At 68.0% G+C, this 25,533-nt stretch carries 24 protein-coding genes; 17 read left to right on the forward strand and 7 right to left on the reverse strand.

Going from position 1 to position 25,533, the window contains the following annotated elements; all coding sequences use genetic code 11:
- Positions 1 to 14 precede the first annotated feature (14 nt).
- Together MMB92_RS16395 and speE are read right to left on the reverse strand one after the other, a co-directional pair.
- Entirely contained in the window at positions 15 to 431 is a 417-nt protein-coding gene (locus MMB92_RS16395) for a glyoxalase/bleomycin resistance/extradiol dioxygenase family protein (RefSeq protein WP_006485715.1), read from the reverse strand.
- Positions 432 to 519: 88 nt separating this feature from the next.
- Positions 520 to 1,377: a polyamine aminopropyltransferase gene (gene speE, locus MMB92_RS16400; RefSeq protein ID WP_006485711.1), complete on the reverse strand. Its 858-nt coding sequence runs from the start codon at positions 1,375 to 1,377 to the stop codon at positions 520 to 522.
- Between the two features lie 216 nt (positions 1,378 to 1,593).
- On the opposite strand from speE, the gene tkt reads away from it, so the two are divergent.
- A complete protein-coding gene (gene tkt, locus MMB92_RS16405; protein ID WP_062884122.1) occupies positions 1,594 to 3,666 on the forward strand; it encodes a transketolase in 2,073 nt (690 codons plus the stop codon).
- Positions 3,667 to 3,753: 87 nt separating this feature from the next.
- The gene (gene gap / locus MMB92_RS16410; protein ID WP_006485712.1) at positions 3,754 to 4,764 is read left to right on the forward strand and encodes a type I glyceraldehyde-3-phosphate dehydrogenase; all 1,011 of its coding nucleotides are present in this window, start codon (positions 3,754 to 3,756) and stop codon (positions 4,762 to 4,764) included.
- Between the two features lie 77 nt (positions 4,765 to 4,841).
- Here the strand turns inward: gap and MMB92_RS16415 are convergent, their stop codons facing one another.
- Entirely contained in the window at positions 4,842 to 5,732 is an 891-nt protein-coding gene (locus MMB92_RS16415; protein WP_062884121.1) for a LysR family transcriptional regulator, read from the reverse strand.
- A 150-nt stretch (positions 5,733 to 5,882) separates the two neighbouring features.
- On the opposite strand from MMB92_RS16415, the gene MMB92_RS16420 reads away from it, so the two are divergent.
- A complete protein-coding gene (locus MMB92_RS16420; RefSeq protein WP_034201869.1) occupies positions 5,883 to 6,656 on the forward strand; it encodes an SDR family NAD(P)-dependent oxidoreductase in 774 nt (257 codons plus the stop codon).
- A 13-nt stretch (positions 6,657 to 6,669) separates the two neighbouring features.
- Positions 6,670 to 7,728, forward strand: a complete 1,059-nt coding sequence (locus MMB92_RS16425) for an L-idonate 5-dehydrogenase (RefSeq protein WP_058901254.1) — start codon at positions 6,670 to 6,672, stop codon at positions 7,726 to 7,728.
- A gap of 125 nt (positions 7,729 to 7,853) precedes the next feature.
- Here the strand turns inward: MMB92_RS16425 and MMB92_RS16430 are convergent, their stop codons facing one another.
- The gene (locus tag MMB92_RS16430) at positions 7,854 to 9,053 is read right to left on the reverse strand and encodes an MFS transporter (RefSeq protein ID WP_212123224.1); all 1,200 of its coding nucleotides are present in this window, start codon (positions 9,051 to 9,053) and stop codon (positions 7,854 to 7,856) included.
- A gap of 309 nt (positions 9,054 to 9,362) precedes the next feature.
- Here MMB92_RS16430 and cynR point away from each other — a divergent pair, with 309 nt between their 5' ends.
- Entirely contained in the window at positions 9,363 to 10,253 is an 891-nt protein-coding gene (gene cynR / locus MMB92_RS16435) for a transcriptional regulator CynR (protein WP_034201868.1), read from the forward strand.
- 30 nt (positions 10,254 to 10,283) lie between these two features.
- Here cynR and MMB92_RS16440 read toward each other — a convergent pair whose 3' ends face one another.
- Positions 10,284 to 11,006 carry an FCD domain-containing protein gene (locus tag MMB92_RS16440; RefSeq protein WP_006484666.1) on the reverse strand — a complete coding sequence of 241 codons (723 nt, stop codon included), beginning with the start codon at positions 11,004 to 11,006 and terminating at the stop codon, positions 10,284 to 10,286.
- A gap of 212 nt (positions 11,007 to 11,218) precedes the next feature.
- Between MMB92_RS16440 and MMB92_RS16445 the strand changes: the two genes are divergently transcribed.
- From MMB92_RS16445 to MMB92_RS16455, 3 genes are all read left to right on the forward strand, one after another.
- Entirely contained in the window at positions 11,219 to 12,538 is a 1,320-nt protein-coding gene (locus MMB92_RS16445) for a C4-dicarboxylate transporter DctA (protein ID WP_006484664.1), read from the forward strand.
- Between the two features lie 104 nt (positions 12,539 to 12,642).
- Positions 12,643 to 13,650, forward strand: a complete 1,008-nt coding sequence (gene alc, locus MMB92_RS16450) for an allantoicase (protein WP_124675221.1) — start codon at positions 12,643 to 12,645, stop codon at positions 13,648 to 13,650.
- Between the two features lie 14 nt (positions 13,651 to 13,664).
- Positions 13,665 to 14,198, forward strand: a complete 534-nt coding sequence (locus MMB92_RS16455; protein ID WP_059721692.1) for an ureidoglycolate lyase — start codon at positions 13,665 to 13,667, stop codon at positions 14,196 to 14,198.
- Between the two features lie 94 nt (positions 14,199 to 14,292).
- Here MMB92_RS16455 and fur read toward each other — a convergent pair whose 3' ends face one another.
- Positions 14,293 to 14,721 carry a ferric iron uptake transcriptional regulator gene (gene fur, locus MMB92_RS16460; protein WP_006400349.1) on the reverse strand — a complete coding sequence of 143 codons (429 nt, stop codon included), beginning with the start codon at positions 14,719 to 14,721 and terminating at the stop codon, positions 14,293 to 14,295.
- 141 nt (positions 14,722 to 14,862) lie between these two features.
- On the opposite strand from fur, the gene MMB92_RS16465 reads away from it, so the two are divergent.
- The gene (locus MMB92_RS16465) at positions 14,863 to 15,660 is read left to right on the forward strand and encodes an outer membrane protein assembly factor BamE (RefSeq protein ID WP_062884119.1); all 798 of its coding nucleotides are present in this window, start codon (positions 14,863 to 14,865) and stop codon (positions 15,658 to 15,660) included.
- Positions 15,661 to 15,742: 82 nt separating this feature from the next.
- On the opposite strand, the gene MMB92_RS16470 is transcribed toward MMB92_RS16465, so the two are convergent.
- Complete coding sequence (locus MMB92_RS16470) at positions 15,743 to 16,795, reverse strand: RNA-guided endonuclease TnpB family protein (RefSeq protein ID WP_062884738.1); 1,053 nt, start codon at positions 16,793 to 16,795, stop codon at positions 15,743 to 15,745.
- A gap of 89 nt (positions 16,796 to 16,884) precedes the next feature.
- Between MMB92_RS16470 and dapB the strand changes: the two genes are divergently transcribed.
- From dapB to MMB92_RS16510, 8 genes are all read left to right on the forward strand, one after another.
- Complete coding sequence (gene dapB, locus MMB92_RS16475; protein WP_062884118.1) at positions 16,885 to 17,682, forward strand: 4-hydroxy-tetrahydrodipicolinate reductase; 798 nt, start codon at positions 16,885 to 16,887, stop codon at positions 17,680 to 17,682.
- An 18-nt stretch (positions 17,683 to 17,700) separates the two neighbouring features.
- On the forward strand, positions 17,701 to 18,369 hold the full coding sequence (locus MMB92_RS16480) for a MotA/TolQ/ExbB proton channel family protein (protein WP_062884117.1): 669 nt from the start codon (positions 17,701 to 17,703) through the stop codon (positions 18,367 to 18,369).
- Between the two features lie 24 nt (positions 18,370 to 18,393).
- Positions 18,394 to 18,852: a biopolymer transporter ExbD gene (locus MMB92_RS16485; protein WP_006496723.1), complete on the forward strand. Its 459-nt coding sequence runs from the start codon at positions 18,394 to 18,396 to the stop codon at positions 18,850 to 18,852.
- A 264-nt stretch (positions 18,853 to 19,116) separates the two neighbouring features.
- Positions 19,117 to 21,711 (forward strand): leucine--tRNA ligase, encoded by a 2,595-nt coding sequence (gene leuS, locus MMB92_RS16490; protein WP_006483409.1) that lies wholly within the window; start codon positions 19,117 to 19,119, stop codon positions 21,709 to 21,711.
- Positions 21,712 to 21,749: 38 nt separating this feature from the next.
- On the forward strand, positions 21,750 to 22,301 hold the full coding sequence (gene lptE / locus MMB92_RS16495; RefSeq protein ID WP_006483412.1) for an LPS assembly lipoprotein LptE: 552 nt from the start codon (positions 21,750 to 21,752) through the stop codon (positions 22,299 to 22,301).
- 18 nt (positions 22,302 to 22,319) lie between these two features.
- Positions 22,320 to 23,414 (forward strand): DNA polymerase III subunit delta, encoded by a 1,095-nt coding sequence (gene holA, locus MMB92_RS16500; RefSeq protein WP_062884115.1) that lies wholly within the window; start codon positions 22,320 to 22,322, stop codon positions 23,412 to 23,414.
- A 209-nt stretch (positions 23,415 to 23,623) separates the two neighbouring features.
- A complete protein-coding gene (locus MMB92_RS16505; RefSeq protein WP_006483406.1) occupies positions 23,624 to 24,895 on the forward strand; it encodes a glutamate-5-semialdehyde dehydrogenase in 1,272 nt (423 codons plus the stop codon).
- A gap of 23 nt (positions 24,896 to 24,918) precedes the next feature.
- The gene (locus MMB92_RS16510) at positions 24,919 to 25,341 is read left to right on the forward strand and encodes a CopD family protein (RefSeq protein ID WP_089434541.1); all 423 of its coding nucleotides are present in this window, start codon (positions 24,919 to 24,921) and stop codon (positions 25,339 to 25,341) included.
- Positions 25,342 to 25,533 lie beyond the last annotated feature (192 nt).

Here is a 25,533-nt window from a genome sequence, read left to right on the forward strand (position 1 = left end):
TGTGGCGGTTTCAGTCATGCGTCGAGACGGCACCCGAGCGCCCAGCGGTAGCCGTCGAGATCCTCGATCTGCGCGAACCGGTCGCCCCAGAACTGATCCTGCGGCGCGCTCAGCGATTTCGCGCCCGCGTCGAGCGCGCGCTGCCAGGTGGCGTCGACGTCGTCGACATACAGATAGAACGATTGCGGCGCGGTGGCGTTCGCGTGCTTCGGCGTGAGCGCGGGCGAGCCGAACGCGCCTTCGGGCGCGAACATCACGATCAGCTGGCCGCGATAGGCCATCTCGACGTGCATGATCGCGCCGTCCTCGTCGTGCACGTCGCGCACCGTGAAGCCGAATGCGGCCTGGAAGAACTCGATGGCCGCGCGCGCGTTGCGCACGGCCAGGTAGGGCGTCAACCAAGGCACGTTGGCCGGACGTGGATCGGTCATGAAAATCTCCTGTTGCACAGTGTCGGCGCTTCTCGCGCCTGCGCCGGTCTCATGCTGGAACAACGGAACGTTGCGGCCGTCCGGATGTTCAGCGGCGAACGCCCAGTGTATCGCGCAGCGCGCGCGGCAGGGCAAAGAGGGACGCATGCAGCCGCGCATCGTAGTAGCGCAGGCCGTGGACGCGGCGGGCCGCGAGCCGTTCGTCGACGTCGTGCGCGAACAGCGCGGCCGCATCGAGCGTGTCGCTCGCGATCGCCATCAGCCACTGCGAGCCGTACAGCGGCACGTGCGCGGACAGCGGATCGACGACCGCGAAGCTCGCGCGCAGGTCGTCGAGCAGCGCCGCGATGCGCGCGGCGTGGAACACCGGCGAGCCGAGATGCATCGAGATCGCGCCGCAGCGCGTGAGGATCCGCTTGAGCCGCGCGTAGAACGCGCGCGTATAGAGGCCGGCTGCCGGCGAATCGGGCGGCGTGAGGTCGAACACGACGAGATCGAAATGTTCGATCGTCGCCTCGACGAAATGCGCGGCGTCGCCGATCACGACCTCGACGCGCGGGTCGTCGAGCGCACCCTGGTGCACGTCGTCGAGATAGCGGCGCGCCATCCCGACCACCTCGTCGTCGAGTTCGGCGATCACGATCCGTTCGATGCACGCGTGCTTGAGCAACTGACGCGCCGCGCCGCCGTCGCCGCCGCCGAGCACGAGCGCCTTCTTCGGCGACGGATGCGCGAGCGCGGCCGGGTGCGTCATGCACTCGTGATACACGTACTCGTCGCCGACCGACGTCATCGGCCGGCCGTCCAGCGTGAACAGCCGGCCGAGCTGCGGGGTTTCCCAGACTTCGATCTGCTGGTGCGGGGACGCGACGTGCGCGAGCCGCCGCGCATTCGGGAAGCCGTAGGTGGCGTCGGGCGTAGGGTGAAAGAGAAGGGTGGTGCTCACGGGCGGGCCGCTGGGGCGGGCAGTTTCCGACGCCTGAATTATAGGAGGCGGGCGGTTTGGTGGAAAACCGTGCCGGAACACGATGCGCCGACAAGGGAAATGTCAGCCCATCTGTTAAAATGACGAGCTTTGCAGCCCCGTCCGTTGGCTCCGTCCGCTTCGCGTCCGTCAGGCGCCGCACCGCGCGCCGGGAACGATTGACGCTCGAGCTTCCGGATGCCGCCGTGCCCCCGTTTCCTCGACTCGTTCTCCGGACTCGACATGACGACTTCGTCTCCCGCCTCCACCACCCTGATGGCCAACGCGATCCGTGCGCTCGCGATGGACGCCGTCCAGCAAGCGAACTCCGGCCACCCCGGCATGCCGATGGGCATGGCCGAAATCGGCGTCGCGCTGTGGTCGCGCCATCTGAAGCACAACCCGACGAACCCGCACTGGGCCGACCGCGACCGTTTCGTGCTGTCGAACGGCCATGGCTCGATGCTGCTGTACTCGCTGCTGCACCTGACCGGCTACGACCTGCCGATCGAGGAGCTGAAGAATTTCCGCCAGCTGCACTCGAAGACGCCGGGCCACCCCGAATACGGGATCACGCCGGGCGTCGAGACGACCACCGGCCCGCTCGGCCAGGGCCTCGCGAACGCGGTCGGCATGGCGCTCGGCGAAGCGCTGATGGCCGACGAGTTCAACCGTGACGGCGCGAAGATCGTCGATCACCACACGTACGTGTTCCTCGGCGACGGCTGCCTGATGGAAGGCATCTCGCACGAGGCCTGCTCGCTCGCGGGTACGCTGAAGCTGAACAAGCTGATCGCGCTGTACGACGACAACGGCATCTCGATCGACGGCGACGTCGTCAACTGGTTCCACGACGACACGCCGAAGCGCTTCGAAGCGTACGGCTGGAACGTGATCCCGAACGTGAACGGCCACGACGTCGACGCGGTCGACGCGGCCATCGCGAAGGCGAAGCTGTCGGACAAGCCGACGCTGATCTGCTGCAAGACGGTGATCGGCAAGGGCGCGGCCACGAAGGCCGGCGGCCACGACGTGCACGGCGCGGCGCTCGGCGCGGAAGAAATCGCGAAGACGCGCGAAGCGCTCGGCTGGAAGTGGGAGCCGTTCGTGATTCCGCAGGAAGTCTACGCGGCCTGGGATGCGAAGGAAGCCGGCAAGCGCGCCGAGTCCGAATGGGACGCGACGTTCGCCGCGTATCGCGCGAAGTTCCCGGCGGAAGCCGCCGAATTCGAGCGCCGGATGGCCAACAGGCTGCCGGCCGACTGGGCCGAGAAGGCTGCGGCGATCATCGCCGGCGCGAACGAGCGCGCCGAGACGGTCGCGACCCGCAAGGCGTCGCAGCAGGCGATCGAAGGGCTGGCCGCCGCGCTGCCCGAACTGCTCGGCGGCTCGGCCGACCTGACCGGCTCGAACCTGACCAACTGGAAGGCGTCGAAGGCGGTGCGCGCGAATCCGGAAGGCGCGGGCGTGCTGCTCGGCAACCACATCAACTACGGCGTGCGCGAATTCGGCATGAGCGCCGCGATCAACGGCCTCGCGCTGCATGGCGGCCACAAGCCGTTCGGCGGCACGTTCCTGACGTTCTCCGACTACAGCCGCAACGCGCTGCGCGTGGCCGCGCTGATGAAGGTGCCGTCGATCTTCGTGTTCACGCACGATTCGATCGGCCTCGGCGAAGACGGCCCGACGCACCAGTCGATCGAGCACGTGTCGAGCCTGCGCCTGATTCCGAACCACGACGTCTGGCGTCCGGCCGACACGGTCGAGACGGCCGTCGCCTGGACTCACGCGGTCGCCGCGGATCGTCCGTCGAGTCTGATCTTCAGCCGCCAGAACCTCGCGTTCAACCCGCGTACCGATGCGCAGATCGCCAACATCGAGAAGGGCGGCTACGTGCTGAAGGACTGGGACGAAGAAATCGTCGCGCGCAAGATCATCCTGATCGCGACGGGCTCGGAAGTCGAACTCGCGATGAAGGCCGTCGAGCCGCTCGCGCAGCAGGGCATCGCGGCCCGCGTCGTGTCGATGCCATCGACCAACGTGTTCGACCGCCAGGACGCCGAGTACCGCGAACGCGTGCTGCCGCACGGCGTGCGCCGCGTCGCGATCGAAGCGGGCGTGACGAGCTTCTGGCACAAGTACGTCGGCCTCGAAGGCGGCGTCGTCGGGATCGACACGTTCGGCGAATCGGCGCCGGCCGGCGTGCTGTTCAAGTACTTCGGCTTCACCGTCGAGCACGTCGTCGAGACCGCCAAGGCCGTGCTGGCCTAAAAGCATACGCGACGCGCGCCACCCCTCGCGCGCGTTGCACCGTGAAGCTGCACGAAACGAATTTTTTCAGCCATCAGGAGATAGACCATGACGATTCGCGTCGCAATCAACGGCTACGGCCGTATCGGCCGCAACACGCTGCGCGCGTTCTATGAAAACGGCAAGAAGCACGATCTCGAGATCGTCGCGATCAACGACCTGGGCGATGCGAAGACCAACGCGCACCTGACCCAGTACGACACCGCGCACGGCAAGTTCCCGGGCGAAGTGTCGGTCGACGGCGACTACCTCGTCGTGAACGGCGACAAGATCCGCGTGCTCGCGAACCGCAACCCGGCCGAACTGCCGTGGGGCGAGCTGGGCGTCGACGTCGTGATGGAATGCACGGGCTTCTTCACGACGAAGGAAAAGGCGAGCGCGCACCTGAAGGGCGGCGCGAAGAAGGTGATCATCTCGGCGCCGGGCGGCAAGGACGTCGACGCGACGATCGTCTACGGCGTGAACCACGACGTGCTGAAGGCCGAGCACACGGTCATCTCGAACGCATCGTGCACGACGAACTGCCTCGCGCCGCTCGTCAAGCCGCTGAACGACAAGATCGGCCTCGAAACCGGCCTGATGACGACGATCCACGCGTACACGAACGACCAGGTGCTGACGGACGTCTATCACGAAGACCTGCGCCGCGCGCGTTCGGCCACGCACAGCCAGATCCCGACGAAAACGGGCGCGGCATCGGCCGTCGGCCTCGTGCTGCCGGAACTGAACGGCAAGCTCGACGGTTACGCGATCCGCGTCCCGACGATCAACGTGTCGATCGTCGACCTGTCGTTCATCGCGAAGCGCGACACGACGGTCGAGGAAGTCAACGCGATCATGAAGGAAGCATCGGAAGGCGCGCTGAAGGGCATCCTCGGCTACAACGACGCACCGCTGGTGTCGATCGACTTCAACCACAACCCGGCTTCGTCGACGTTCGACGCGACGCTGACCAAGGTGTCGGGCCGCCTCGTGAAGGTGTCGAGCTGGTACGACAACGAGTGGGGTTTCTCGAACCGCATGCTGGATACGGCTGTCGCGTTCGCGAACGCGAAGTAATCCCGCACGTCGCGCGGCCGCCGCAACGCGGCCGGCGTGGCGAACGAGCCCGGCCCGGGGTTTCCCGGCCGGGTTTTTTATTGCCCGGCGTTCGCCGTCACGTGCTCGATCGCATCGACGAACGCGCGCTTCAGCGGGCTGTCGAGATCGGCCCACGCGAGCCCGATGCCGCTGCGGTGGCCGGCCAGGTCGAGCGGCCGCGCGAGCACGTTCGGCGGCAGCGCGCTGGCCGCTTCCGCCGGAATCAGCCCGATCCCCATTCCCGCCGCGACGAGCGCGAGCATCGTCGTGAATTCGCCGAACTCCTGCGCAATGTCGAGCGTCGTGCCCGCGCGGCTCAGCGCGAGCAGCATGTCGTCGTGAAAGCCGGGCGCGTAGCGGCGCGCGAGCACGAATGCGGGGTGGCCGCGCAACGCGGCCGGCGCGATCGTATCGTGCGCGGCGAGCGGATGGTCGAGTGGCAGCGCGACGACGAACCCTTCCTCGAGCACCACGCGCGTGTCGATGCCCGCATACGCGGCCGGCAGCCGGATCATCCCGAAGTCGATCCGGCGGTCGCGCAGCGCGGCGACCTGGTCGGGCGTCGGCATGTCCTTCAGTTCGAGCGCGATCAGCGGGTAGCGCTCGCGCATCGTGCGCAGCACGGCCGGCAGCAGCGCCGGCAACACCGACGACACGAACGCGATCCGCAGCGTGCCGATTTCGCCGCGGCTCGACAGCCGCGCGATCTGTTCCGCGCGCGCGGCCTGCTGCAGCGTCGCCCGCGCTTCCGGCAGGAACACGCGCCCGATGTCGCTCAACTCGACCTTGTGCCGGTCGCGCTCGAACAGGCGCGCGCCGAGTTCAGCCTCGAGCGCCTTGATTTGCATGCTCAGCGCGGGCTGCACGATGAACAGGCGCTGCGCGGCGCGCCCGAAATGCAGCTCTTCCGCGAGCGTGACGAAGGCGCGCAATTGCTTGAGTTCCATGGGTGGCGGGGACGACGCGACGGTAATCAGTTTTCATGATAACCGGATCAAAAAAGACCATTGGCGCGGGCCGGGCCGGCGGCCGAAGATATCGTGAACACGAGACTGGGCGCGACGGGCGGCCGGCTCGACTGGCACGAGGAGACATCCATGACCCATGCGCTCGACCGGTTCCGCCTCGACGGCCGCCGCGCGCTGATTACCGGTTCCGGCCGCGGGATCGGACTGACGCTCGCCCGCGGGCTCGCGGAAGCCGGCGCGGCGATCGTCATCAACGATCGCAATGAAGAGAAGGCCGCGACGCTCGCGCGCCGGTTTCGCGACGAAGGCTTCGCGGCCGACCATGCGGTGTTCGACGTGGCCGAGCACGCGCAGGTCCGTGCGGCGATCGACGAGTTCGAGGCGCGCGTCGGCGCGATCGACATCCTCGTGAACAATGCGGGCATCCAGCGCCGCGCGCCGCTCGACGCTTTCGACCCGGACGACTGGCATGCGCTGATGCGCGTGAATCTCGACGGCGTGTTCAACGTCGCGCAGGCCGTCGCGCGGCACATGATTGCGCGTGGCCACGGCAAGATCATCAACATCTGCTCGGTGCAGAGCGAACTCGCGCGGCCCACGATCGCACCGTATGCGGCGACCAAGGGCGCGGTGCGGATGCTGACCAAAGGGATGTGCGCCGACTGGGCGCGCCACGGCATCCAGGCGAACGGCCTCGCACCCGGCTATTTCGAAACCGAACTGAATCGCGCGCTGGTCGACGACGCGGCGTTTTCTGACTGGCTGTGCAAGCGTACGCCCGCCGGCCGCTGGGGGCAGGTCGACGAGCTGTGCGGCGCGGCGATCTTCCTCGCGTCGGCCGCGTCCGATTTCGTGAACGGCCAGACGCTGTTCGTCGACGGCGGGCTGACCAGTGCCGTCTAACCAGGAGCGCGTCATGCGGTTGCGTTGCATGTGTGTGGTGATCCACGGGCCGAACGACCTGCGGGTCGAGGAGCAGGACGCGGGCGAGATCGGCCCGGGCCAGGTGCGTGTCGACGTCGCGATGGGCGGCATCTGCGGCTCGGACCTGCATTACTTCCGGCATGGCGGCTTCGGCGCGATCCGGTTGCAGCAGCCGATGGTGCTCGGCCACGAGGTCGCGGGCACGGTCGCGGCAGTGGCGCCGGACGTGACGTCGGTGAAGGTCGGCGATCGCGTCGCGGTCAATCCGAGCCGGCCGTGCGGTGTGTGCCGCTACTGTCTCGAAGGGCTGCCGAACCAGTGTCTCGACATGCGTTTCTACGGCAGCGCGATGCGGATGCCGCACGTGCAGGGCGCGTTCCGCAACGCGCTCGTGTGCGACGCGGTGCAGTGCGTGAAGGTCGCCGATCACGTGCCGCTGTCGCTCGCGGCGCTCGCCGAGCCGTTCGCGGTCGGGCTGCATGCGGTGTCGCGGGCAGGCCCGCTGATCGGCAAGCGCGTGCTCGTATCGGGGTGCGGGCCGATCGGCGTGCTGGCGGTCGCGGCGGCGCGCGTGCACGGCGCGGCGGAGATCGTCGCGACCGACGTCGTCGACGCGCCGCTGGAAATCGCGAGCGCGCTTGGCGCGGACCGCACGATCAATGCGGCGGCCGATGCCGGCTGGGTCGAACGCTACAGCGCCGGCAAGGGCACGTTCGACGTGATGATCGAGTGTTCGGGCAATGCGCGCGCGCTGCGCGACGGGTTGGACGTGATGCGCCCGCGCGGCATCGTCGTGCAGCTCGGGCTCGGCGGCGACGTGAGCCTGCCGCAGAACGTCGTGGTCGCGAAGGAGCTGTCGATCTGCGGCTCGTTCCGCTTCCACGCGGAATTCGCGCTGGCGGTGCAGTTGATCAACGCGGGGCGCGTCGACCTGCGGCCGGCCGTCACGCGCGTGTTCCCGATGCGCGACGCGAACCTCGCATTCGAACTGGCAGGCGACCGCCAGCGTGCGATGAAGGTGCTGATCGATTTCGCGAACGAGGCCGCGTGACGGTGCGGCGCTGGCGCGTCGAGACGGCAGCGACGCCCCTGGCAAAAAGGCACGCCCGCGATGCGCGGCGCGTGCCTTTTTCGTCGTGCGGCGCAAACGAATCGCTGGATTGCCGCTCTACCGCCTCATTGCGTGACCTGCCGCGAACCGACGCGTTGCGACGCGAGCCACAGCGCGATCAGTACGCCCGATAGCGCGGCACCCGCGATGCACACGCCGCGCCAGCCGTCGAGGCCGTACGCGACGCTCGCCGCGAACGAGCCGAGCGCGCCGCCGATGAAGTAGCTCGTCAGGTAGATCGTCGTCACGCGGCTGCGCGCATGGCCGGCCAGCGCATAGATCACGCTCTGGTTCGAGATGTGCATGCCCTGCACGCCGACGTCGAGCAGCAGGATGCCGGCGATCAGCGCCGCGAGCGAATGCGCGCCGGTCGCGATCAGCGCGAACGCGCCGAGCACGGCCGCCGCGAACAGGCCGGTGGCGGCATTGCCGTGGCCGCGATCGACCAGCCGGCCGGCCGACGTCGCCGCGAGCGCACCGACTGCGCCGACGATGCCGAACAGGCCGATCTGTCCTTCGGAATAGCTGTACGGCGGCTGGCTCAGCAGGAACGTGAGACCCGTCCACAGCAGGCTGAAGCACGCGAACACGAGCGCGCCGTAGGTCGAGCGCAGCGCGATCAGCGGCTGCGCGCGCACCAGCGCGACGAGCGATTTCATCAGCACCGCATAGTCGAGCCGCGCGTCGCGCCGATCCTTCGGCAGCTTCACGGCGAGCACTGCGGTCAGCGCGAGCACCAGCACCGCGGCGATGCCGTACACCGCGCGCCAGCCGAACCCGTCGGCGATCGCGCCGGCCGCGACGCGCGCGAGCAGGATGCCGAGCAGGAGCCCGCTCATCACGGTGCCGACCGCGCGGCCGCGCGAGCGCGCATCGGCGAGCGACGCCGCGAACGGCACGAGCAGCTGCGTCGAACAGGTGACGAAGCCGACCGCGACGTTCGCGACGACGAACATCGTGAAGTTGGTGCTGAACGTGACCGCGACCAGCGCGACGACGTTCAGCATCAGCAACCGCACGATCAGCGTATGGCGATTGACCGCATCGCCGAGCGGCACGATCAGCAGCAGGCTGGCCGCATAGCCGAGCTGCGTCAGCGTGACGAGATAGCCGAGCTCGGTCGGCGCGCGCCCGAAGCTGTGCGCGATCGCGGCGAGCAGCGGCTGCGCGTAGTAGATGTTGCCGATGACGATGCCGCACGCGCACGCGAACAGCAGCGTCATGCCGCGGGTGAGGGGAGGGTGGTTGTCGTGATGCGGTTCCATGATCGCGAAAAACGGCGGCGCCGGCCGGCGGCACGGGGCCGTCGGCTGCGCGGGGTGACGGAAATCGGGGCCGGCGTCGACGGATCGGCGGTGAGCCGATGCGCGCCGGGCGGATCGCGGCCGGGCCCGGATCGGGCGGCCGGCGGATCGTCGTGCGGCGGGCGGCAGGGCAGGCCCGGGCGTGCCGCTCCGGTGCGCCGGCAGCGGCGGTGCGCGGAAGCGGATGTGCGTATGATGCGGGAATCGACCCATAGCGTCCAAGACTGGATCGTTATGGTCTCTATTGGCAAAACCAATACGTTGGCCGCGATGCTTCTCCGCCACATCCGCTATTTCCTGGCCGTCGCCGAGCAGCGCAGTTTCACGCGCGCGGCCGACGCGCTGCACGTATCGCAGCCGACGCTGTCGCAGCAGGTCCGCCAGCTCGAGGAAACGCTCGGCGTGCAGCTGTTCGACCGTTCGGGCCGCACGGTGCGGCTCACCGAATTCGGCGAGGTCTATGCGCGCCATGCGCGCGCGGCGCTGCACGAGCTCGATACCGGGCAGCGCGCGCTGCACGATGTCGCGGATCTCGGCCGCGGTTCGCTGCGGCTCGCGATGATGCCGACTTTCGCGGCCTACCTGAGTGGCTCGCTGATCGACGCGTTCCATGCCGACCATCCGAACGTCGCGCTGACGATCGACGCGATGCCGCAGGAACGCATCGAGGCGCTGCTCGCCGACGACCGGCTCGACGCCGGTTTCGCGTTCATGCCGCCGCGCGCGCCGGACATCGACGCGCTGCCGCTGTGGGACGAGCCGCTCGCGCTGGTGACGGGCCGCACGCATCGGCTCGCGCGCCATCGCCGCGCGCTCACGCCGGCCGAACTCGGCGGCGAGCCGCTGGTGCTGCTGAGCCGTGCGTTCGCGACGCGCGAGCGGATCGACCGGTATTTCGTCGAGCACGACGCGCGACCGTTGATCGCGATCGAGACGAATACGGTCAGCGCGGTGCTGGAGCTCGTGCGGCGCGGCCGGCTCGCGACGGTGCTGCCCGACGCGGTCGCGCGCGAGAGCGGCGACCTGTGCGCGCTGGAGATCGATCCGCCGCTGCCGACGCGCACGGCCGCGCTGCTCACGCGCAAGGGCGCGTACCGCAGCGTCGCGGCCCGCGCGTTCATCGAGCGCGTGCGCGCGTATCGCGATCGGTCGGAACGGTGACCGGACCGGCCGGGCGGCGGCGCGGGAGGATTACGCGCCGGGCGTCGGGAAGAAGATGCCCGCGCGCTGCGCGGCGTTCGCGATGTGCGTTTCGATCGCGGTGCCGGCGGCCGCCGCATCGCGCGCGATCAGCGCGTCGACGATCGCGCGGTGCTCGTGCCACGTCGACAGCAGCAGCTCGCGCCGGTAGAACGGCATGCGCTGGCTTTCCTTCATGATGTCCGCGCTGCTGCGCAGGATGGACTCGATCGCCGCGTTGCCGGCCAGATGGATGATCCGCATGTGGAAGTCGAAATCGAGCCGCGACGCCTCGTCGAGCGCGCTTTCGGTCAGCGCGACGTGCAGGTCGGCGAGGTTGTCCTCGAACCACGCGATGTCGGCATCGCTGACCACGTGCGCGGCCATTCGCGCGGCGAACCCTTCGAGCGCATAGCGCATCTGGTAGGTATCGGGCGGCGACGACTGCTCGGCGAATTGCCACGGATGCGCGGCCGACGCCTGCGCGCTTTCGACGTACACGCCCTTGCCCGCGCGGATGCGCAGCATCCCGAGCGCCTCGAGCGTCGACAGCGCCTCGCGCAGCGACGCGCGGCTGATCTCCAGCTCCTCGGAGAGCTGGCGCTGGGCCGGCAGCAGGCTGCCGACCGGATACACGCCTGCCTCGATCCGGTCGCGGATCGTCGCGATGGCGGCGTCGGTCACGGTATGCGGAACATTTTTCATGATGTGAACGATGGCCGGTCTGACCGGCATTGTAATCCGCACGCGGGCGGCGTACGACCGCCCTACGGGAAAGCCACGATCCGCCCCTTTCCGATGCGCCGGCAGTGCGTGCGCAGGGGCGGGAAATCCCTATTTTGTCCGTCCTTGACGCCACTATATCGGCTTCCTACTATCCACCATAACATCACTGGTCTTACCAGTATGAACAGACGAAACTGCAACCGTTGGATCGGGAGAGCGCCGTGTCGAAATTCCTCAATTCGCTGTTTGGCCGGGTAGTCGTCGCATTGATCCTGGGGGTCGCGCTAGGCGCGTTCTTCCCGCATTTCGCCGAGTCGCTGCGACCGCTCGGCGACGGCTTCCTGAAGCTCATCAAGATGGTCATCGGCCCGATCGTGTTCTGCGTCGTGGTTAGCGGGATGGCCAATGCGGGCGACCTGAAGAAGGTCGGCCGGGTCGGCCTGAAAGCCGTCGTCTACTTCGAGGTGATGACGACGCTCGCGCTCGGCATCGGGCTCGTGCTCGCGTGGCTCACGCGCCCGGGCGTCGGGATGAACATCGACCTGCGCTCGCTCGACGCGGCGTCGCTGTCGACGTACGCGAAGAACGCCGAAAGCTTGAAGGACACGGCCGGCTACCTGATGAAGATCATCCCCGAGACCGCGATCGACGCGTTCGCGAAGGGCGACATCCTGCAGATCCTCGTGTTCGCGGTGCTGTTCGGCTCCGCGCTGTCGCTGCTCGGCGACAAGGCGCAACGCGTCAATTCGCTGATCGAGGAACTGTCGCACGTGTTCTTCCGGATCATCGGCTTCATCATCAAGCTCGCGCCGCTCGGCGTGCTCGGCGCGATCGCGTTCACGACCGGCAAGTACGGCGTCGCGTCGCTCAAGCAGCTCGGCTACCTGGTCGCGGTGTTCTACCTGAGCTGCTTCGTGTTCGTCACGGTCGTGCTCGGTGCGGTGATGCGGCTCGCGGGCTTCTCGGTGTTCAAGCTGATCCGCTACCTGCGCGAGGAACTGTCGATCGTGCTCGGCACGGCGTCGTCGGACGCGGTGCTGCCGCAGGTGATGAGCAAGCTCGAATACATGGGCATCAAGGATTCGACCGTCGGCCTCGTGATCCCGACCGGCTATTCGTTCAACCTCGACGGCTTCTCGATCTACCTGACGCTCGCCGTGCTGTTCATCGCACAGGCCACCAACACGCCGCTGTCCACGCACGACCTGATCGTCGTGCTGCTCGTGTCGCTCGTCACGTCGAAGGGCGCGCACGGCATCCCCGGCTCGGCGATCGTGATCCTCGCGGCGACGCTGTCGGCGATTCCCGCGATTCCGGTGCTCGGCCTCGTGCTGATCCTGCCGGTCGACTGGTTCGTCGGCATCGCCCGCGCGCTGACCAACCTGATCGGCAACTGCGTCGCGACGGTCGTCGTCGCGGTGTGGGAGAACGACATCGACCGCGCCCGCGCGAAACGCGTGCTGAACCGCGAGCTGCGCTACGTGGCCGACGCGCCGGGCAGCGCCGCACCGGTCGCCGGCGACCAGGCCCACGCGCTCTGAACGCGACTCCCGCGCGGCGCGGCGCCCCTGGCCGCCCCGCGCGACCGAACTTCATGCGACCGGTGCGATGACGTGCCGGCGCTTCTCAACATGATGGAGACGACATGGCAGCCCCCATTCTCGATCCGAACGCGCCGGCTTTCACGCGGCGCTACATGAACCTCGCCGACCCGCGCCTCGGGGCGCAGGCGCTGTTCGCCAGCGACGAATTCTTCGCGCCGAAGGAGCGCATGCTGAATCCGGAGCCGGCCGTGTTCATTCCCGGCAAGTACGACGACCACGGCAAGTGGATGGACGGCTGGGAAACGCGCCGCAAGCGCACGACCGGCCATGATTTCTGCGTGGTGCGCCTCGCGCGGCCGGGCGTGATCTTCGGCGTCGATCTCGATACGAGCCACTTCACCGGCAACTTTCCGCCGGCCGCGTCGATCGAGGCCTGCGCGGTGGACGGCGACACGCCGCCCGACGACGCCGAGTGGCGCACCATCGTCCCCGCGACGACGCTGCAGGGCAACTCGCATCACTACGTGAGCGTCGACGATGCGCGGCCGGCCACGCACCTGCGCGTGAACCTGTATCCGGACGGCGGGCTCGCGCGGCTGCGCGTGTACGGCCAGCCGCAGCGCGACTGGCGTCACGTGCCGGCCGGCGAGCTGGTCGATCTCGCGGCGATCGAGAACGGCGGTTATCTGGTGGCCGCGAACAACCAGCACTTCGGCCCGGCCTCGCAGATGCTGATGCCGGGGCGCGGCGCGAACATGGGCGACGGCTGGGAAACGCGGCGCCGCCGCGAGCCCGGCAACGACTGGGCGATCGTCGCGCTCGCGCGGCCGGGCATCATCCGGCGCGTCGAGGTCGACACGGCGTTCTTCAAGGGCAATTTCCCCGATCGCTGCTCGCTGCAGGCCGCGCACGTCACGGGCGGCACCGACGATTCGCTCGTCACGCAGGCGATGTTCTGGGCCGAACTGCTCGGCGAGCAGAAGCTGCAGATGGATCACGTGCACACGTTCGACCAGCTCGCGGCGCTCGGCCCCGTCACGCACGTGCGGTTCAACATCTTCCCGGACGGCGGCGTGTCGCGCCTGCGTCTGTGGGGCGAGCCGGCTTGAAGGAGGGCAGCGGCATGAGCGGAACCCCGATCCTGCGCGTCGAGCGCCTGACCCGCGAAGCGTTCGCGCCGTTCGGCGACGTGATCGCGCTCGAAGGCGCGCGGCATTTCCCCATCAACGGCGGCACGACCGAGCGCTTTCACGATCTCGCGACGATCGACGTCTGCGCGGACGGCGGCCGGCCGCTCGTCAGCGTATTTCGCGCGCAGCCGCGCGCGGTGCCGGTCGCGATCACGCTGATGGAGCGTCATCCGCACGGCAGCCAGGCGTTCATCCCGCTCGCGGCGGTGTCGCGCTACGCGATCGTCGTCGCGCCGGCCGGCGAATTCCGGCCCGACGCGATGCGCGCGTTCCTGGCCGAGGGCTGGCAGGGCGTCAATTATGCGAAGGGCGTCTGGCACCATCCGCTGCTCGCGCTCGACGCGGTCAGCGATTTCGTGATCGTCGATCGCGGCGGGCCGCAGCCGAATTGCGACGAGATCCCGCTGGAACGCGCGTGGGCGCTCGAGTTCGAGCCGGCCTGCGCGGGCGCCGAAGGGCTTTCGTAAGCCTTCCGGGCGCGCGGCACCATTCCCCGAAAAAGCGGACGGCCCGGGCGGCGAGATGCCGGCCGGGCCGTCTTGCGTGCGCGGGTGGCGCGCTTCAGTGCTTGCGGTGCGGGCAGTTCTCGGTCGTGCACGAACCGTACATCGCGAGCGAGTGCTCCTGGAGCCGGAAGCCGCGTTCCTTCGCGATCGCCTGCTGGCGGCTCTCGATCTCGGCGTCGAAGAATTCCTCGACGCGGCCGCAATCGAGGCACACGAGGTGGTCGTGGTGCGAACCTTCGTTCAGCTCGAACACCGCCTTGCCGGATTCGAAGTTGCTGCGCGACAGCAGGCCGGCCTGCTCGAACTGCGTGAGCACGCGATAGACGGTGGCGAGCCCGATGTCGAGCTGCTCGTTGAGCAGGTTGCGGTAGACGTCTTCGGCCGTCAGGTGGCGCACGGGGCTCTGCTGGAAGATCTCGAGAATCTTGAGGCGCGGTAGGGTGGCCTTTAGCCCGATATTCTTGAGATCCGTCGGATTGGTCATGGCTAGGCATCCCTAGAGTACAATGCAGGGCTTCAATGTTACCGGCTTTTCGCCGTTCCAGATATACGCGCGGCCTGCACGCGGGCCAGCACGGTGAAGGAAATGATCCCAGAATCGCTTTCGCACTTTCAGAGGAGTCGCATGCGGAGTGCCATCATCGCTGCCGCCGCCGTTGTCGCGCTGGCGGGTTGTTCGTCGTACGACAGCGTGACGCAGCGCATTGCGCAGAGCATCACGCCATATCGGATCACCGTCGTGCAGGGCAACTTCGTGTCGCAGGAGAAAGCCGCACAGTTGCAGGCCGGCATGACGCGCGAGCAGGTCCGCGCGCTGCTCGGCACGCCGCTGCTGGCGGACATGTTCCACGCGGATCGCTGGGATTACCTCTTCTACTTCAAGCGCGGCTCGACGTCGATCGTCCAGCAGCGTGACCTCGTGGTCAACTTCTCCGGCGATCGCGTCGCGAGCTGGACCGGCGCCGACAACCTGCCGTCCGAACTCGACCTGCTGGCCGACATCGACGGCGACCGCGGCGGCAAGAAGGCGAAGGCTGCTGCCGCGGCGAAGAAGGCTTCCGAAGCCGCTGCCGCCGCAAGCGCCGCGCAAGCTGCCGCTGCCGCGAGCCCGGCCACGGTGCCGGCGTCCGGCGCGGTGGTCGACCAGGATGCGAACGCCCAGGCGGCGCGCGCGGCCAACCGTGCGACCAACCAGGTGTCGGGGCAGGGTTCGGGTTCGCGCCGGTTCACGCCGGCCGCGCAGGCCTCGGGCGGCGCGCCGGTGCCGGGCGGGCAGCCGCCGGGCGCCGCGCCGGCGATCCAGCCGCAGTTCCAGTTCCATCGTCCGCCGCAGCCGAACGTGTCGAACGAAGCGTCGCCGCCGGTCGGCCCGCAAGGCTCGGACAACCTGCAGAACCAGCCGCTCACCGCACCGGCGCAGTAAGCGGCCGGCGTGCGGAAACGGGGCAGCATGCGCCGCCCGCCTTTAGACCTGTCGTGTAGAAAGCCTTGACGTCCTCCTCTCCCTAAAGGGAGGGGATTCCCACACCTGGCGATGCACGTCCGCATCGGAGAATGTTTAGCGCAGCGTTGGTATCTCGATCATGCTCGACACCACAGTCACTGCAGGCCCACTCTCTTATTCGCAGTCCCGCGATACCTTTCGGCCGCGTCGTGCTGTCTTTCGATCCGCACGCCGAGCAGAACTGGGTCGAACCGCTTTCGTCGACTTCCTCAAACGTAGCTCCGTGCGCGATCGCTTTGTAGCGGAGCTTGTTTCGGAAGGACGACCAGGATGCGTCATAGACGCTCTTCGCCATCCTGGTTCTGGCAAGTTTGACGGCAGATACGTTGCCAACCGCGATGTAATCGAAACGCCGCACCAGATCGAGCGCGAGCTTGTGTTGGAAATCGGCACGGGCGTGCGTCACTTTGGCGTGCAACTTCGCGATATGCCGCCTGTGCTTTCGCGCCCGTTGCGCTTTCGCGAGTTTCTCGGCCGCGCATCGACCGAACCGATCGTTAGGCAGCTTCTCGCCGGTCGAAAGTGTGGCGAAGTCTTTCAAGCCGAGATCGATGCCGACACCGGAACGGATCGGTCGGGCCTGAACATCGGGTATCTCGATCACGATGTTGAGAAACCAGTTGCCGCGTGCATCCTGCGCAAAGTTGGTCCCGTCCTTGATCTTGCCTTCGGGAAGTGGGCGGCTGTTGAACACGCGAAAGGTGTTGCCGGCGAAACGAAACGCGTCGCCTTCGCGCTTCAGGTCTCGGCCCTTCAGCGGCACCCAGCCCAGCGATTTCCTGCCGCGATAGCGCAGGTAGGGCCGACGGTGCTGACTGCGCGACTTCGCATATTGCTCGCACGTCGCGTTGACCGTGCCGGAGTGAATACCGAGTTCCTTGCTGCTGCCGGTCGTCAGCACGTTCAGGTCGAATCCTGTAGGCCACTTCTTGCCCCACTTGAGCGCGTGCTTCTGCGTGTCGTTGCAGAAGTTCCAGACGTAGTTCACCGCACGGCTCTGCTTGTTAAGCAGTCCGTTGAGCGATTTCACCCGGTAGCGATAGACAAGGATCATGCCGGCCATTTTAACGGCGGAATGCCGCTGTCAAACAGCGGCGCTCCTTTCCTCCCCGTCCTGAAGGACGGGGTTTCTCGGAGCAACTGATGAAGATTGCGATTGCCGGCGCATCGGGCCGAATGGGCCGGATGCTGATCGAAGCCGTTCTCAACGATGCCGACGCGCAGCTCGTCGGCGCGCTCGACCGCGCCGGTTCGCCGTTCCTCGGGCAGGACGCCGGCGCGTTCCTCGGCAAGGACACCGGCGTCAAGCTGACCGACGACCTCGACGCCGTGTTCGCGCAGGCCGAGTACCTGATCGATTTCACGCGTCCGGAAGGCACGATGGCCCATATCGAGGCCGCGCTGCGCCACGACGTGAAGCTCGTGATCGGCACGACCGGCTTCGCCGCCGAGCAGAAGGCCGAGCTGCAAGCCGCGGCGGGCAAGATCGGCATCGTGTTCGCGGCGAACATGAGCGTCGGCGTGAACGTCACGCTGAAGTTGCTCGAATTCGCGGCGAAGCATTTCTCGCACGGCTACGACATCGAGATCATCGAAGCGCATCACCGCCACAAGGTCGACGCGCCGTCGGGCACCGCGCTGATGATGGGCGAAGCCGTCGCCGGCGCGCTCGGCCGCTCGCTCGACGACTGCGCGGTGTACGGCCGCCACGGCGTGACGGGCGAGCGCGATCCGTCGTCGATCGGCTTTGCCGCGGTGCGCGGCGGCGACATCGTCGGCGACCACACCGTGCTGTTCGCCGGGATCGGCGAGCGCATCGAGATCACGCACAAGTCGTCGAGCCGCGTGTCGTACGCGCAGGGCGCGTTGCGTGCGGTCCGCTTCCTGTCGGCGCGCGGCGCCGGCCTGTTCGACATGCAGGACGTGCTCGGCCTGCGCTGACACCGCGAGGAAACTCCGATGGCGATTCCCACCGGCGTTGTCCACTACCTCGAAAGCGGCGATGCGATCACGCACGTCGTCTCCTATGTGCTGCTGGCGATGTCCGTCGCCAGCTGGTGCTTCCTCTTCATGAAAGCCTGGCTGCTGGTCCGCGCGAAGCGGCAGGGGCCGCGCGCGCTCGCCGCGTTCTGGCGCGCGCCGTCGCTCGACGCGGGCATCGCCGCGCTGGCCGGCGCCGATCGCGAGCGCGTGTTCGTGCCGCTCGCCGAAGCCGCGCGCGATGCGGCCGACGACCACGACCCGGCCGCGCTGGCCGCGCGTGTCGAGCGCAGCGAACGCGTGCTGCGCGCGTTGCGTCACGCGATGCTGCGCTCGCAGCGGCGTCTCGAATTCGGCCAGGTGCTGCTCGCGTCGATCGGCAGCACCGCGCCGTTCGTCGGGCTGCTCGGCACCGTGTGGGGCATCTATCACGCGCTCGGCAGCATCGCCGCGAGCGGGCAGGCGCAGATCGAGAACGTCGCGGGGCCGGTCGGCGAGGCGCTGATCATGACCGCGTTCGGGCTGGTCGTCGCGATTCCCGCGGTGCTCGCGTACAACATCCTCGGCCGGCTCGTCCGGCAGCTCGCCGAGGAACTCGACGGCTTCGCGCGCGATCTGCACGTCTTCGTGTGCGCGCAGGGCGCCTGACGCGCCGGTTCCGGAGGAACGACCATGGCATTCGGCGGGCTCGAGCACCACAAGACGTCCGCGCCGATGGCGGAGATCAACATGACGCCGCTGATCGACGTGATGCTCGTGCTGCTCGTCATCTTCATCATCACCGCGCCGCTGATGACGCACGCGATCCGGCTCGACCTGCCGAAGGTCGCGGCGAGTGTCGCGCGCGACACGCCGCAATCCGTCACCCTGTCGATCGACGACGCGGGCAAGCTCTACTGGGACGACGCGCCCGTGGCGCTCGATGCGCTGCCGGCGCGGTTCAAGGCCGCCGCCGCGGGCGCCGCGCCGCCCGAGCTGCGGCTGCGTGCGTCGCGCGCGACGCGCTACGACGTGATCGCGCAGGTGATGGGCGCCGCGCAGGCCGCGGGCCTCACGCGGATCGGCTTCGTGACCGACGTGCCGCCGGCCGGGAGCGCGGCCGCGCCGGCCGCCGCCGGCGCGAAACCCTGATACGCCTGATACGCCGTCGCTGCGGGCCCCGGCGCGCGCTCCCCGGTTTGGAAAAATTCATTCCGGGGGCCGGCGCAAGCCCGTTATTGGCGTGAACGGGCCCTGGCCCGCGCGACCGGCCGTGCGGGCCCGCACGGGCGGTATAATCGACGTTTTTCCCGGCGCGGAACCGGTCAGCCCGTTCCCGCGCCGGGCACGCACGATTTTCGATCCAATCCTGCGCGCGAGCCGTCGCGCCGCTTAAAGCCTAGCCCGAACCACACCATGCACGAGAGATACGTACCCGCCGACGTCGAAGCCGCCGCCCAGGGCGACTGGCGCGCAGCCGATGCCTACAAGACGAAGGAAGATTCGCAGAAGCCGAAGTTCTACTGCGTATCGATGCTGCCGTACCCGTCCGGCAAGCTGCACATGGGTCACGTGCGCAACTACACGATCAACGACGTGATGTACCGCTATCTGCGGATGAACGGCTACAACACGCTGATGCCGATGGGCTGGGACGCGTTCGGGATGCCGGCCGAGAACGCCGCGATGGCGAACGGCGTGCCGCCCGCGAAGTGGACCTACGACAACATCGACTACATGAAGGGCCAGATGCAGTCGATGGGTCTCGCGATCGACTGGTCGCGCGAAATCGCGACGTGCAAGCCCGACTACTACAAATGGAACCAGTGGCTGTTCCTGAAGATGCTCGAGAAGGGCATCGCGTACAAGAAGACGGGCACCGTGAACTGGGACCCGGTCGACCAGACCGTGCTCGCGAACGAGCAGGTGATCGACGGCCGCGGCTGGCGCTCGGGCGCGCTCGTCGAGAAGCGCGAGATCCCGATGTACTACCTGCGCATCACGCAGTACGCGGATGAGCTGCTGAACGATCTCGACGGCCTCGGCTGGCCCGAGCGCGTGAAGATCATGCAGCAGAACTGGATCGGCAAGAGCTTCGGCGTGAACTTCGGCTTCCCGTACGAACTCGACGGCGAGCAGAAGCTGCTGCGCGTGTTCACGACGCGCGCCGACACGATCATGGGCGTCACGTTCTGCGCCATCGCGGCCGAGCACCCGCTCGCCACGCGCCTCGCGCAGGACAAGCCGGAACTGCTCGCGTTCATCGAAGAATGCAAGCGCGGCGGCGTTGCCGAAGCCGACGTCGCGACGATGGAGAAGAAGGGCGTCGCGACCGGCTTCTCGGTCAAGCACCCGCTGACCGGCGAGCCGGTCGAGGTGTGGATCGGCAACTACGTGCTGATGAGCTATGGCGAAGGCGCGGTGATGGGCGTGCCGGGCCACGACGAGCGCGATTTCGCGTTCGCGAAGAAATACGACCTGCCGATCAAGCAGGTGATCGCGAGCGAGGGGCAGACGTACTCGCTCGACGCGTGGCAGGAGTGGTACGGCGACAAGGAAACCGCGGTCTGCGTGAACAGCGGCAAGTACGACGGCCTGCGCTACGCGGAAGCGGTCGACGCGGTCGCGGCCGACCTGAAGGCCGGCGGCTTCGGCGACAAGCAGGTCACGTGGCGCCTGCGCGACTGGGGCGTGTCGCGCCAGCGCTACTGGGGCACGCCGATCCCGATCATCCACTGCCCGTCGTGCGGCGACGTGCCGGTGCCGGAGCAGGATCTGCCGGTCGTGCTGCCGGAAGACCTGGTGCCGGACGGCACGGGCAACCCGCTCGCGAAGTCGGAAGCGTTCCTGAACTGCACGTGTCCGACATGCGGCGCGGCGGCGAAGCGCGAAACCGACACGATGGACACCTTCGTCGATTCGTCGTGGTACTTCTCGCGCTACACGGCGCCGGACGCCGAGACCATGGTCGACGCGCGCACCGACTACTGGATGCCGATGGACCAGTACATCGGCGGCATCGAGCACGCGATCCTGCACCTGCTGTATTCGCGTTTCTGGACCAAGGTGATGCGCGACCTCGGCCTCGTGAAGTTCGGCGAGCCGGCGAAGAACCTGCTCACGCAGGGGATGGTGCTGAACGAGACGTACTACCGCGAGGACGCGGCAGGCAAGAAGACCTGGTACAACCCGCTCGACGTGACGGTCACGCACGACGACAAGGGTCGCCCGGTCGGTGCGACGCTGAACGCGGACGGCCAGCCGGTCGTGCTCGGCGGCATCGAGAAGATGTCGAAGTCGAAGAACAACGGCGTCGATCCGCAACTGCTGATCGACCAGTACGGCGCCGATACCGCGCGCCTGTTCACGATGTTCGCCGCACCGCCCGAGCAGCAGCTCGAGTGGTCGGGCGCGGGCGTCGAAGGCGCGAGCCGCTTCCTGCGCCGCGTGTGGAGCTTCGGCTACGGCAACCGCGAAGCGCTCGCCGCGCGCGCCGGGTTCGACGCAGCGACGCTCGGCGACGCCGACAAGGCGCTGCGCCGCGAGATCTACAGCGTGCTGAAGCAGGCCGATTTCGACTACCAGCGCCTGCAGTACAACACGGTCGTGTCGGCCGCGATGAAGATGCTGAACGCAATCGACGGCGCGAAGGGCGCGACGCCCGCCGTGCTGCGCGAGACGTACGGCGTGCTGCTGCGCGTGCTGTACCCGGTCGTGCCGCACGTCACGTTCGAGCTGTGGAAGGCGCTCGGCTACGCGGACGAATTCGGCCCGCTGCTCGATGCGCCGTGGCCGAAGGTCGACGAGGCCGCGCTCGAGCAGGCCGAGATCGAACTCGTGCTGCAGGTGAACGGCAAGGTGCGCGGTGCGCTGAAGGTCGCGAAGGATGCGAGCCGCGACGCGATCGAAGCGGCGGCGGTCGCCGACGAGGCATTCGCGAAGTTCAGCGACGGCAAGCCGGCGAAGAAGATCGTCGTCGTGCCGGGCCGCCTCGTGAACATCGTCGTCTGACGGCCGCCGGCCGTCGGACGTACCCAGAAGGAGCGAAGGTGATCCGCAGATCGTTTTTGATGCTCGTCGGCAGCGCGGTCGCGCTGTCGGCATGCGGCTTCCAGTTGCGCGGCCAGCAGGACTACGCGTTCAAGCACCTGTTCGTGGCCGGTGCGCCGGCGCCCGTCGAGGCGCGGCTCACGCGCCTCGTCCAGGCCGGCAGCGACACGAAGATCGTCAAGTCGGCGGACGACGCCGACGCCGTGCTGCGCATGTGGGAGTCGCGTGGCCAGAACACGCTGACGCTCAACAAGTACGGCTCCGCGCAGGAATACGCGCTGTTCTACACGCTGAACTACACGCTGACGAGCAAGGACGGCACCGTGCTGATCCCGCCGAGCGCGATCGCGCTGAACCGCGCGATGACGTACAGCGACCAGTACACGAACGCGAAGGCGCAGGAAGCCGACATCCTGTACGGCGACATGCAGAACGACGCGGTCGACCAGCTGATGCGGCGCCTCGCGATCGTCCACTCGCTGACGCCGGCGCCGGAGGACGTTGTGCCGGGCGTGGCGCCGCGCGCGCCGCTGCCGCCGCCGCCGCTCTGATCGCGGGCGCACGCAGCGATGCAATTGCGACTTGATGCGCTGGAGCCGCACCTCGCGAAGGGGTTGGCCGGGCTCTATACCGTCTACGGCGACGAGCCGCTGCTCGCGCAGGAAGCGTGCGACCGCATTCGTGCGGCCGCACGCGCGGCCGGCTTCACCGAGCGGTCGGTGCATACGGTCGAGCGCGGCTTCGACTGGAGCGTGCTGCTCGGCGCGACCCAGGCGATGTCGCTGTTCGGCGAGCGCCAGCTGATCGAACTGCGCATTCCGTCGGGCAAGCCCGGCAAGGAAGGCGCCGACGCGCTGAAGACGCTCGCGGCCACGCCCAACCCCGACGCGCTGATGCTCGTCACGTTGCCGCGCCTCGACGCGGCCACGCAGAAATCCGCATGGTTTACCGCGCTGCAGAACGGCGGCGTCGCGCTGAAGATCGATCCGGTCGACCGTGCGCAACTGCCGAACTGGATCGGCCAGCGACTCGCGATGCAGGGCCAGCGCGCCGCGCCCGGCGAGGACGGGCGGCGCGCGCTGCAGTTCATCGCGGAGCGCGTCGAGGGCAACCTGCTCGCCGCGCACCAGGAAATCCAGAAGCTTGGGCTGCTGTATCCGCAGGGCGCGCTGTCGTTCGAGCAGGTGCACGACGCGGTGCTGAACGTCGCGCGCTACGACGTGTTCAAGCTGAACGAAGCGATGCTCGCCGGCGACGCCGCGCGGCTCGCGCGGATGATCGACGGGCTGAAAGGCGAGGGCGAGGCGATCGTGCTCGTGATGTGGGCCGTTGTCGAGGAGTTGCGCACGCTGCTGCGGATCAAGCGCGGCACGACGGCCGGCAAGCCGCTCGCGACGCTGCTGCGCGAGAACCGTGTGTGGGGGCCGCGCGAGCGGCTGATCGCGCCCGCGCTGAACCGCGTGTCGGAGGCGGTGCTCGAAAAGGCGCTCGCGTTCGCCGCGAAGCTCGATCGGCAGGTCAAGGGGCTGACGGCCGTCACGCCGGGCCGCCGCATGCAGGACGAACCGCCGCCCGATCCGTGGGACGGGCTGTTCCAGCTCGCGATGACGGTCGCGGGCGCCCGCGGCGAGCGACCGCCGACCGCGGGTCGCGTGCGACGCTAAGTCCCGTTCGTGCCTTCAGCGCGCGCTGCGCAACCCGCTTACAATGCTTCGATAGCTGGCGCGGCATATCGGCCGCTGCCCTGCACGGACGGTTGTCCCGCGAATCGTCACTCCCGGACGGCAGTCCCGGGTGGCCGTCCCCGGGTGGCCGTCCCCCGCTTCCCCACGAATTCATGCCGCTCCGCGCGGCTCGCTTCTCGAGTCACACGATGGATATCGATCAGTACATGACCGACCTGGGCCGCCGCGCCCGGCACGCTTCCCGCGCGATGGCGCGCGCCAGCACGGCCGCGAAGAACGCGGCCCTCGACGCCGTGGCCCGCGCGATCGAGCGCGACGCGCAGGCGCTGAAGGAGGCGAACGCACGCGACGTCGCCCGCGCCCGTGAAAAGGGGCTCGATGCGGCGTTCGTCGATCGCCTGACGCTGTCGGACAAGGCGCTGAAGACGATGGTCGAAGGGCTGCGCCAGGTTGCGTCGCTCGCCGATCCGATCGGTGAGATCGGCAACCTCAAGTTCCGCCCGAGTGGGATCCAGGTCGGCCAGATGCGCGTGCCGCTCGGCGTGATCGGCATCATCTACGAGTCGCGCCCGAACGTGACGATCGACGCGGCCGCGCTGTGCCTGAAGTCCGGCAACGCGACGATCCTGCGCGGCGGCTCCGAAGCGCTCGAATCGAATGCGGCGCTCGCGAAGCTGATCGGCGAAGGGCTCGAGGCGGCAGGCCTCCCGCAGGACGCGGTGCAGGTCGTCGCGACGGCCGATCGCGCGGCGGTTGGCAAGCTGATCACGATGACCGAATACGTCGACGTGATCGTGCCGCGCGGCGGCAAGAGCCTGATCGAACGGCTGATCAATGAGGCCCGCGTGCCGATGATCAAGCACCTCGACGGCATCTGCCACGTGTACGTCGACGATCGCGCCGATCTCGACAAGGCGCTGACCGTCTGCGACAACGCGAAGACGCACCGCTACGGCACCTGCAACACGATGGAGACGCTGCTCGTGTCGAGCGGCATCGCCGCGAAGCTGCTGCCGCCGCTCGGCAAGCTGTATCGCGACAAGCAGGTCGAACTGCGCGTCGATGCGACCGCGCGCGCGGTGCTCGCCGACGCGGGCGTCGGCCCGCTCGTCGACGCGACGGAAGCAGACTGGCACACCGAGTATCTGGCGCCGGTGCTCGCGATCAAGGTCGTCGACGGCCTCGACGCCGCGATCGAGCACATCAACCATTACGGCTCGCATCACACGGACGCGATCGTCACCGAGGATCACGACCGTGCGATGCGTTTTCTGCGCGAAGTCGATTCGGCGAGCGTGATGGTCAACGCGTCGACGCGTTTCGCGGATGGCTTCGAATTCGGCCTCGGCGCGGAAATCGGCATCTCGAACGACAAGCTGCACGCACGCGGCCCGGTCGGCCTGGAAGGGCTCACGTCGCTGAAGTACGTGGTGCTCGGGCACGGCGAAGGCCGTCAGTAAGTCAACAGCGAGGCGCACAACCGATGGCAATGCTCTGGGTCAAGACGTTCCATGTCGTTCTGATCGCCGCGTGGTTCGCGGGGCTGTTCTACCTGCCGCGCATCTACGTGAACCTGGCCATGGAGACCGATCCGGCCGCGGTGCGGCGCCTGCTGCTGATGGCGCGCAAACTGTTCCGTTTCATGACGATGATCGCGGTGCCGGCGCTCGCGTGCGGGCTGTGGTTGTGGCTCGTGATCGGCATCGGCCAGGGGCAGGGCTGGATCCACGCGAAGGTGACCGTGGTACTGCTGCTGATCGTCTACCACGCGTATTGCGGGCACCTGCTGCGGGTGTTCGAGCGCGGCGAGAACCGCCGCACCGACAAGTGGTATCGCGTGTTCAACGAGCTGCCGGTGCTCGGCATGCTCGCGGCGGTCGCGCTGGTGGTGATCAAGCCGTTTTGAGCGGCGCGGCCGGCGGTACGTCACCGCCGAATCGTGCGCAACGGCGCCCCTCGGGGCGCCGTTGTTCGTTGTGCGCCCAGCATGGGCGCACTCCTGCGGGTGCAAGTCCCGCCATAAGCTGGTCACAGCGAATGAAGTGAAGCGCAACTGCATGAGGGCGACCGAATGTGGAGAGGAAGCGTGGAGCGTAAA

Origin of the sequence: Burkholderia sp. IO2, assembly GCF_029522185.1 — a bacterium.
Classification (GTDB): domain Bacteria; phylum Pseudomonadota; class Gammaproteobacteria; order Burkholderiales; family Burkholderiaceae; genus Burkholderia; species Burkholderia cenocepacia.

Excerpts from the sequence above, each read along its gene's own strand:
- MMB92_RS16440 (WP_006484666.1), bottom strand. The coding sequence starts at position 11,006 with ATGCCGGTCAGACCGGCCATCGTTCACATCATGAAAAATGTTCCGCAT.
- MMB92_RS16420 (WP_034201869.1), top strand. The coding sequence starts at position 5,883 with ATGACCCATGCGCTCGACCGGTTCCGCCTCGACGGCCGCCGCGCGCTG.
- holA (WP_062884115.1), top strand. The coding sequence starts at position 22,320 with ATGCAATTGCGACTTGATGCGCTGGAGCCGCACCTCGCGAAGGGGTTG.
- MMB92_RS16510 (WP_089434541.1), top strand. The coding sequence starts at position 24,919 with ATGGCAATGCTCTGGGTCAAGACGTTCCATGTCGTTCTGATCGCCGCG.
- MMB92_RS16415 (WP_062884121.1), bottom strand. The coding sequence starts at position 5,732 with ATGGAACTCAAGCAATTGCGCGCCTTCGTCACGCTCGCGGAAGAGCTG.
- leuS (WP_006483409.1), top strand. The coding sequence starts at position 19,117 with ATGCACGAGAGATACGTACCCGCCGACGTCGAAGCCGCCGCCCAGGGC.
- gap (WP_006485712.1), top strand. The coding sequence starts at position 3,754 with ATGACGATTCGCGTCGCAATCAACGGCTACGGCCGTATCGGCCGCAAC.
- tkt (WP_062884122.1), top strand. The coding sequence starts at position 1,594 with ATGCCGCCGTGCCCCCGTTTCCTCGACTCGTTCTCCGGACTCGACATG.
- MMB92_RS16480 (WP_062884117.1), top strand. The coding sequence starts at position 17,701 with ATGGCGATTCCCACCGGCGTTGTCCACTACCTCGAAAGCGGCGATGCG.
- MMB92_RS16395 (WP_006485715.1), bottom strand. The coding sequence starts at position 431 with ATGACCGATCCACGTCCGGCCAACGTGCCTTGGTTGACGCCCTACCTG.
- fur (WP_006400349.1), bottom strand. The coding sequence starts at position 14,721 with ATGACCAATCCGACGGATCTCAAGAATATCGGGCTAAAGGCCACCCTA.
- MMB92_RS16470 (WP_062884738.1), bottom strand. The coding sequence starts at position 16,795 with ATGATCCTTGTCTATCGCTACCGGGTGAAATCGCTCAACGGACTGCTT.
- MMB92_RS16485 (WP_006496723.1), top strand. The coding sequence starts at position 18,394 with ATGGCATTCGGCGGGCTCGAGCACCACAAGACGTCCGCGCCGATGGCG.
- MMB92_RS16465 (WP_062884119.1), top strand. The coding sequence starts at position 14,863 with ATGCGGAGTGCCATCATCGCTGCCGCCGCCGTTGTCGCGCTGGCGGGT.
- cynR (WP_034201868.1), top strand. The coding sequence starts at position 9,363 with ATGCTTCTCCGCCACATCCGCTATTTCCTGGCCGTCGCCGAGCAGCGC.
- MMB92_RS16430 (WP_212123224.1), bottom strand. The coding sequence starts at position 9,053 with ATGGAACCGCATCACGACAACCACCCTCCCCTCACCCGCGGCATGACG.
- alc (WP_124675221.1), top strand. The coding sequence starts at position 12,643 with ATGGCAGCCCCCATTCTCGATCCGAACGCGCCGGCTTTCACGCGGCGC.
- MMB92_RS16505 (WP_006483406.1), top strand. The coding sequence starts at position 23,624 with ATGGATATCGATCAGTACATGACCGACCTGGGCCGCCGCGCCCGGCAC.
- dapB (WP_062884118.1), top strand. The coding sequence starts at position 16,885 with ATGAAGATTGCGATTGCCGGCGCATCGGGCCGAATGGGCCGGATGCTG.
- MMB92_RS16455 (WP_059721692.1), top strand. The coding sequence starts at position 13,665 with ATGAGCGGAACCCCGATCCTGCGCGTCGAGCGCCTGACCCGCGAAGCG.
- MMB92_RS16425 (WP_058901254.1), top strand. The coding sequence starts at position 6,670 with ATGCGGTTGCGTTGCATGTGTGTGGTGATCCACGGGCCGAACGACCTG.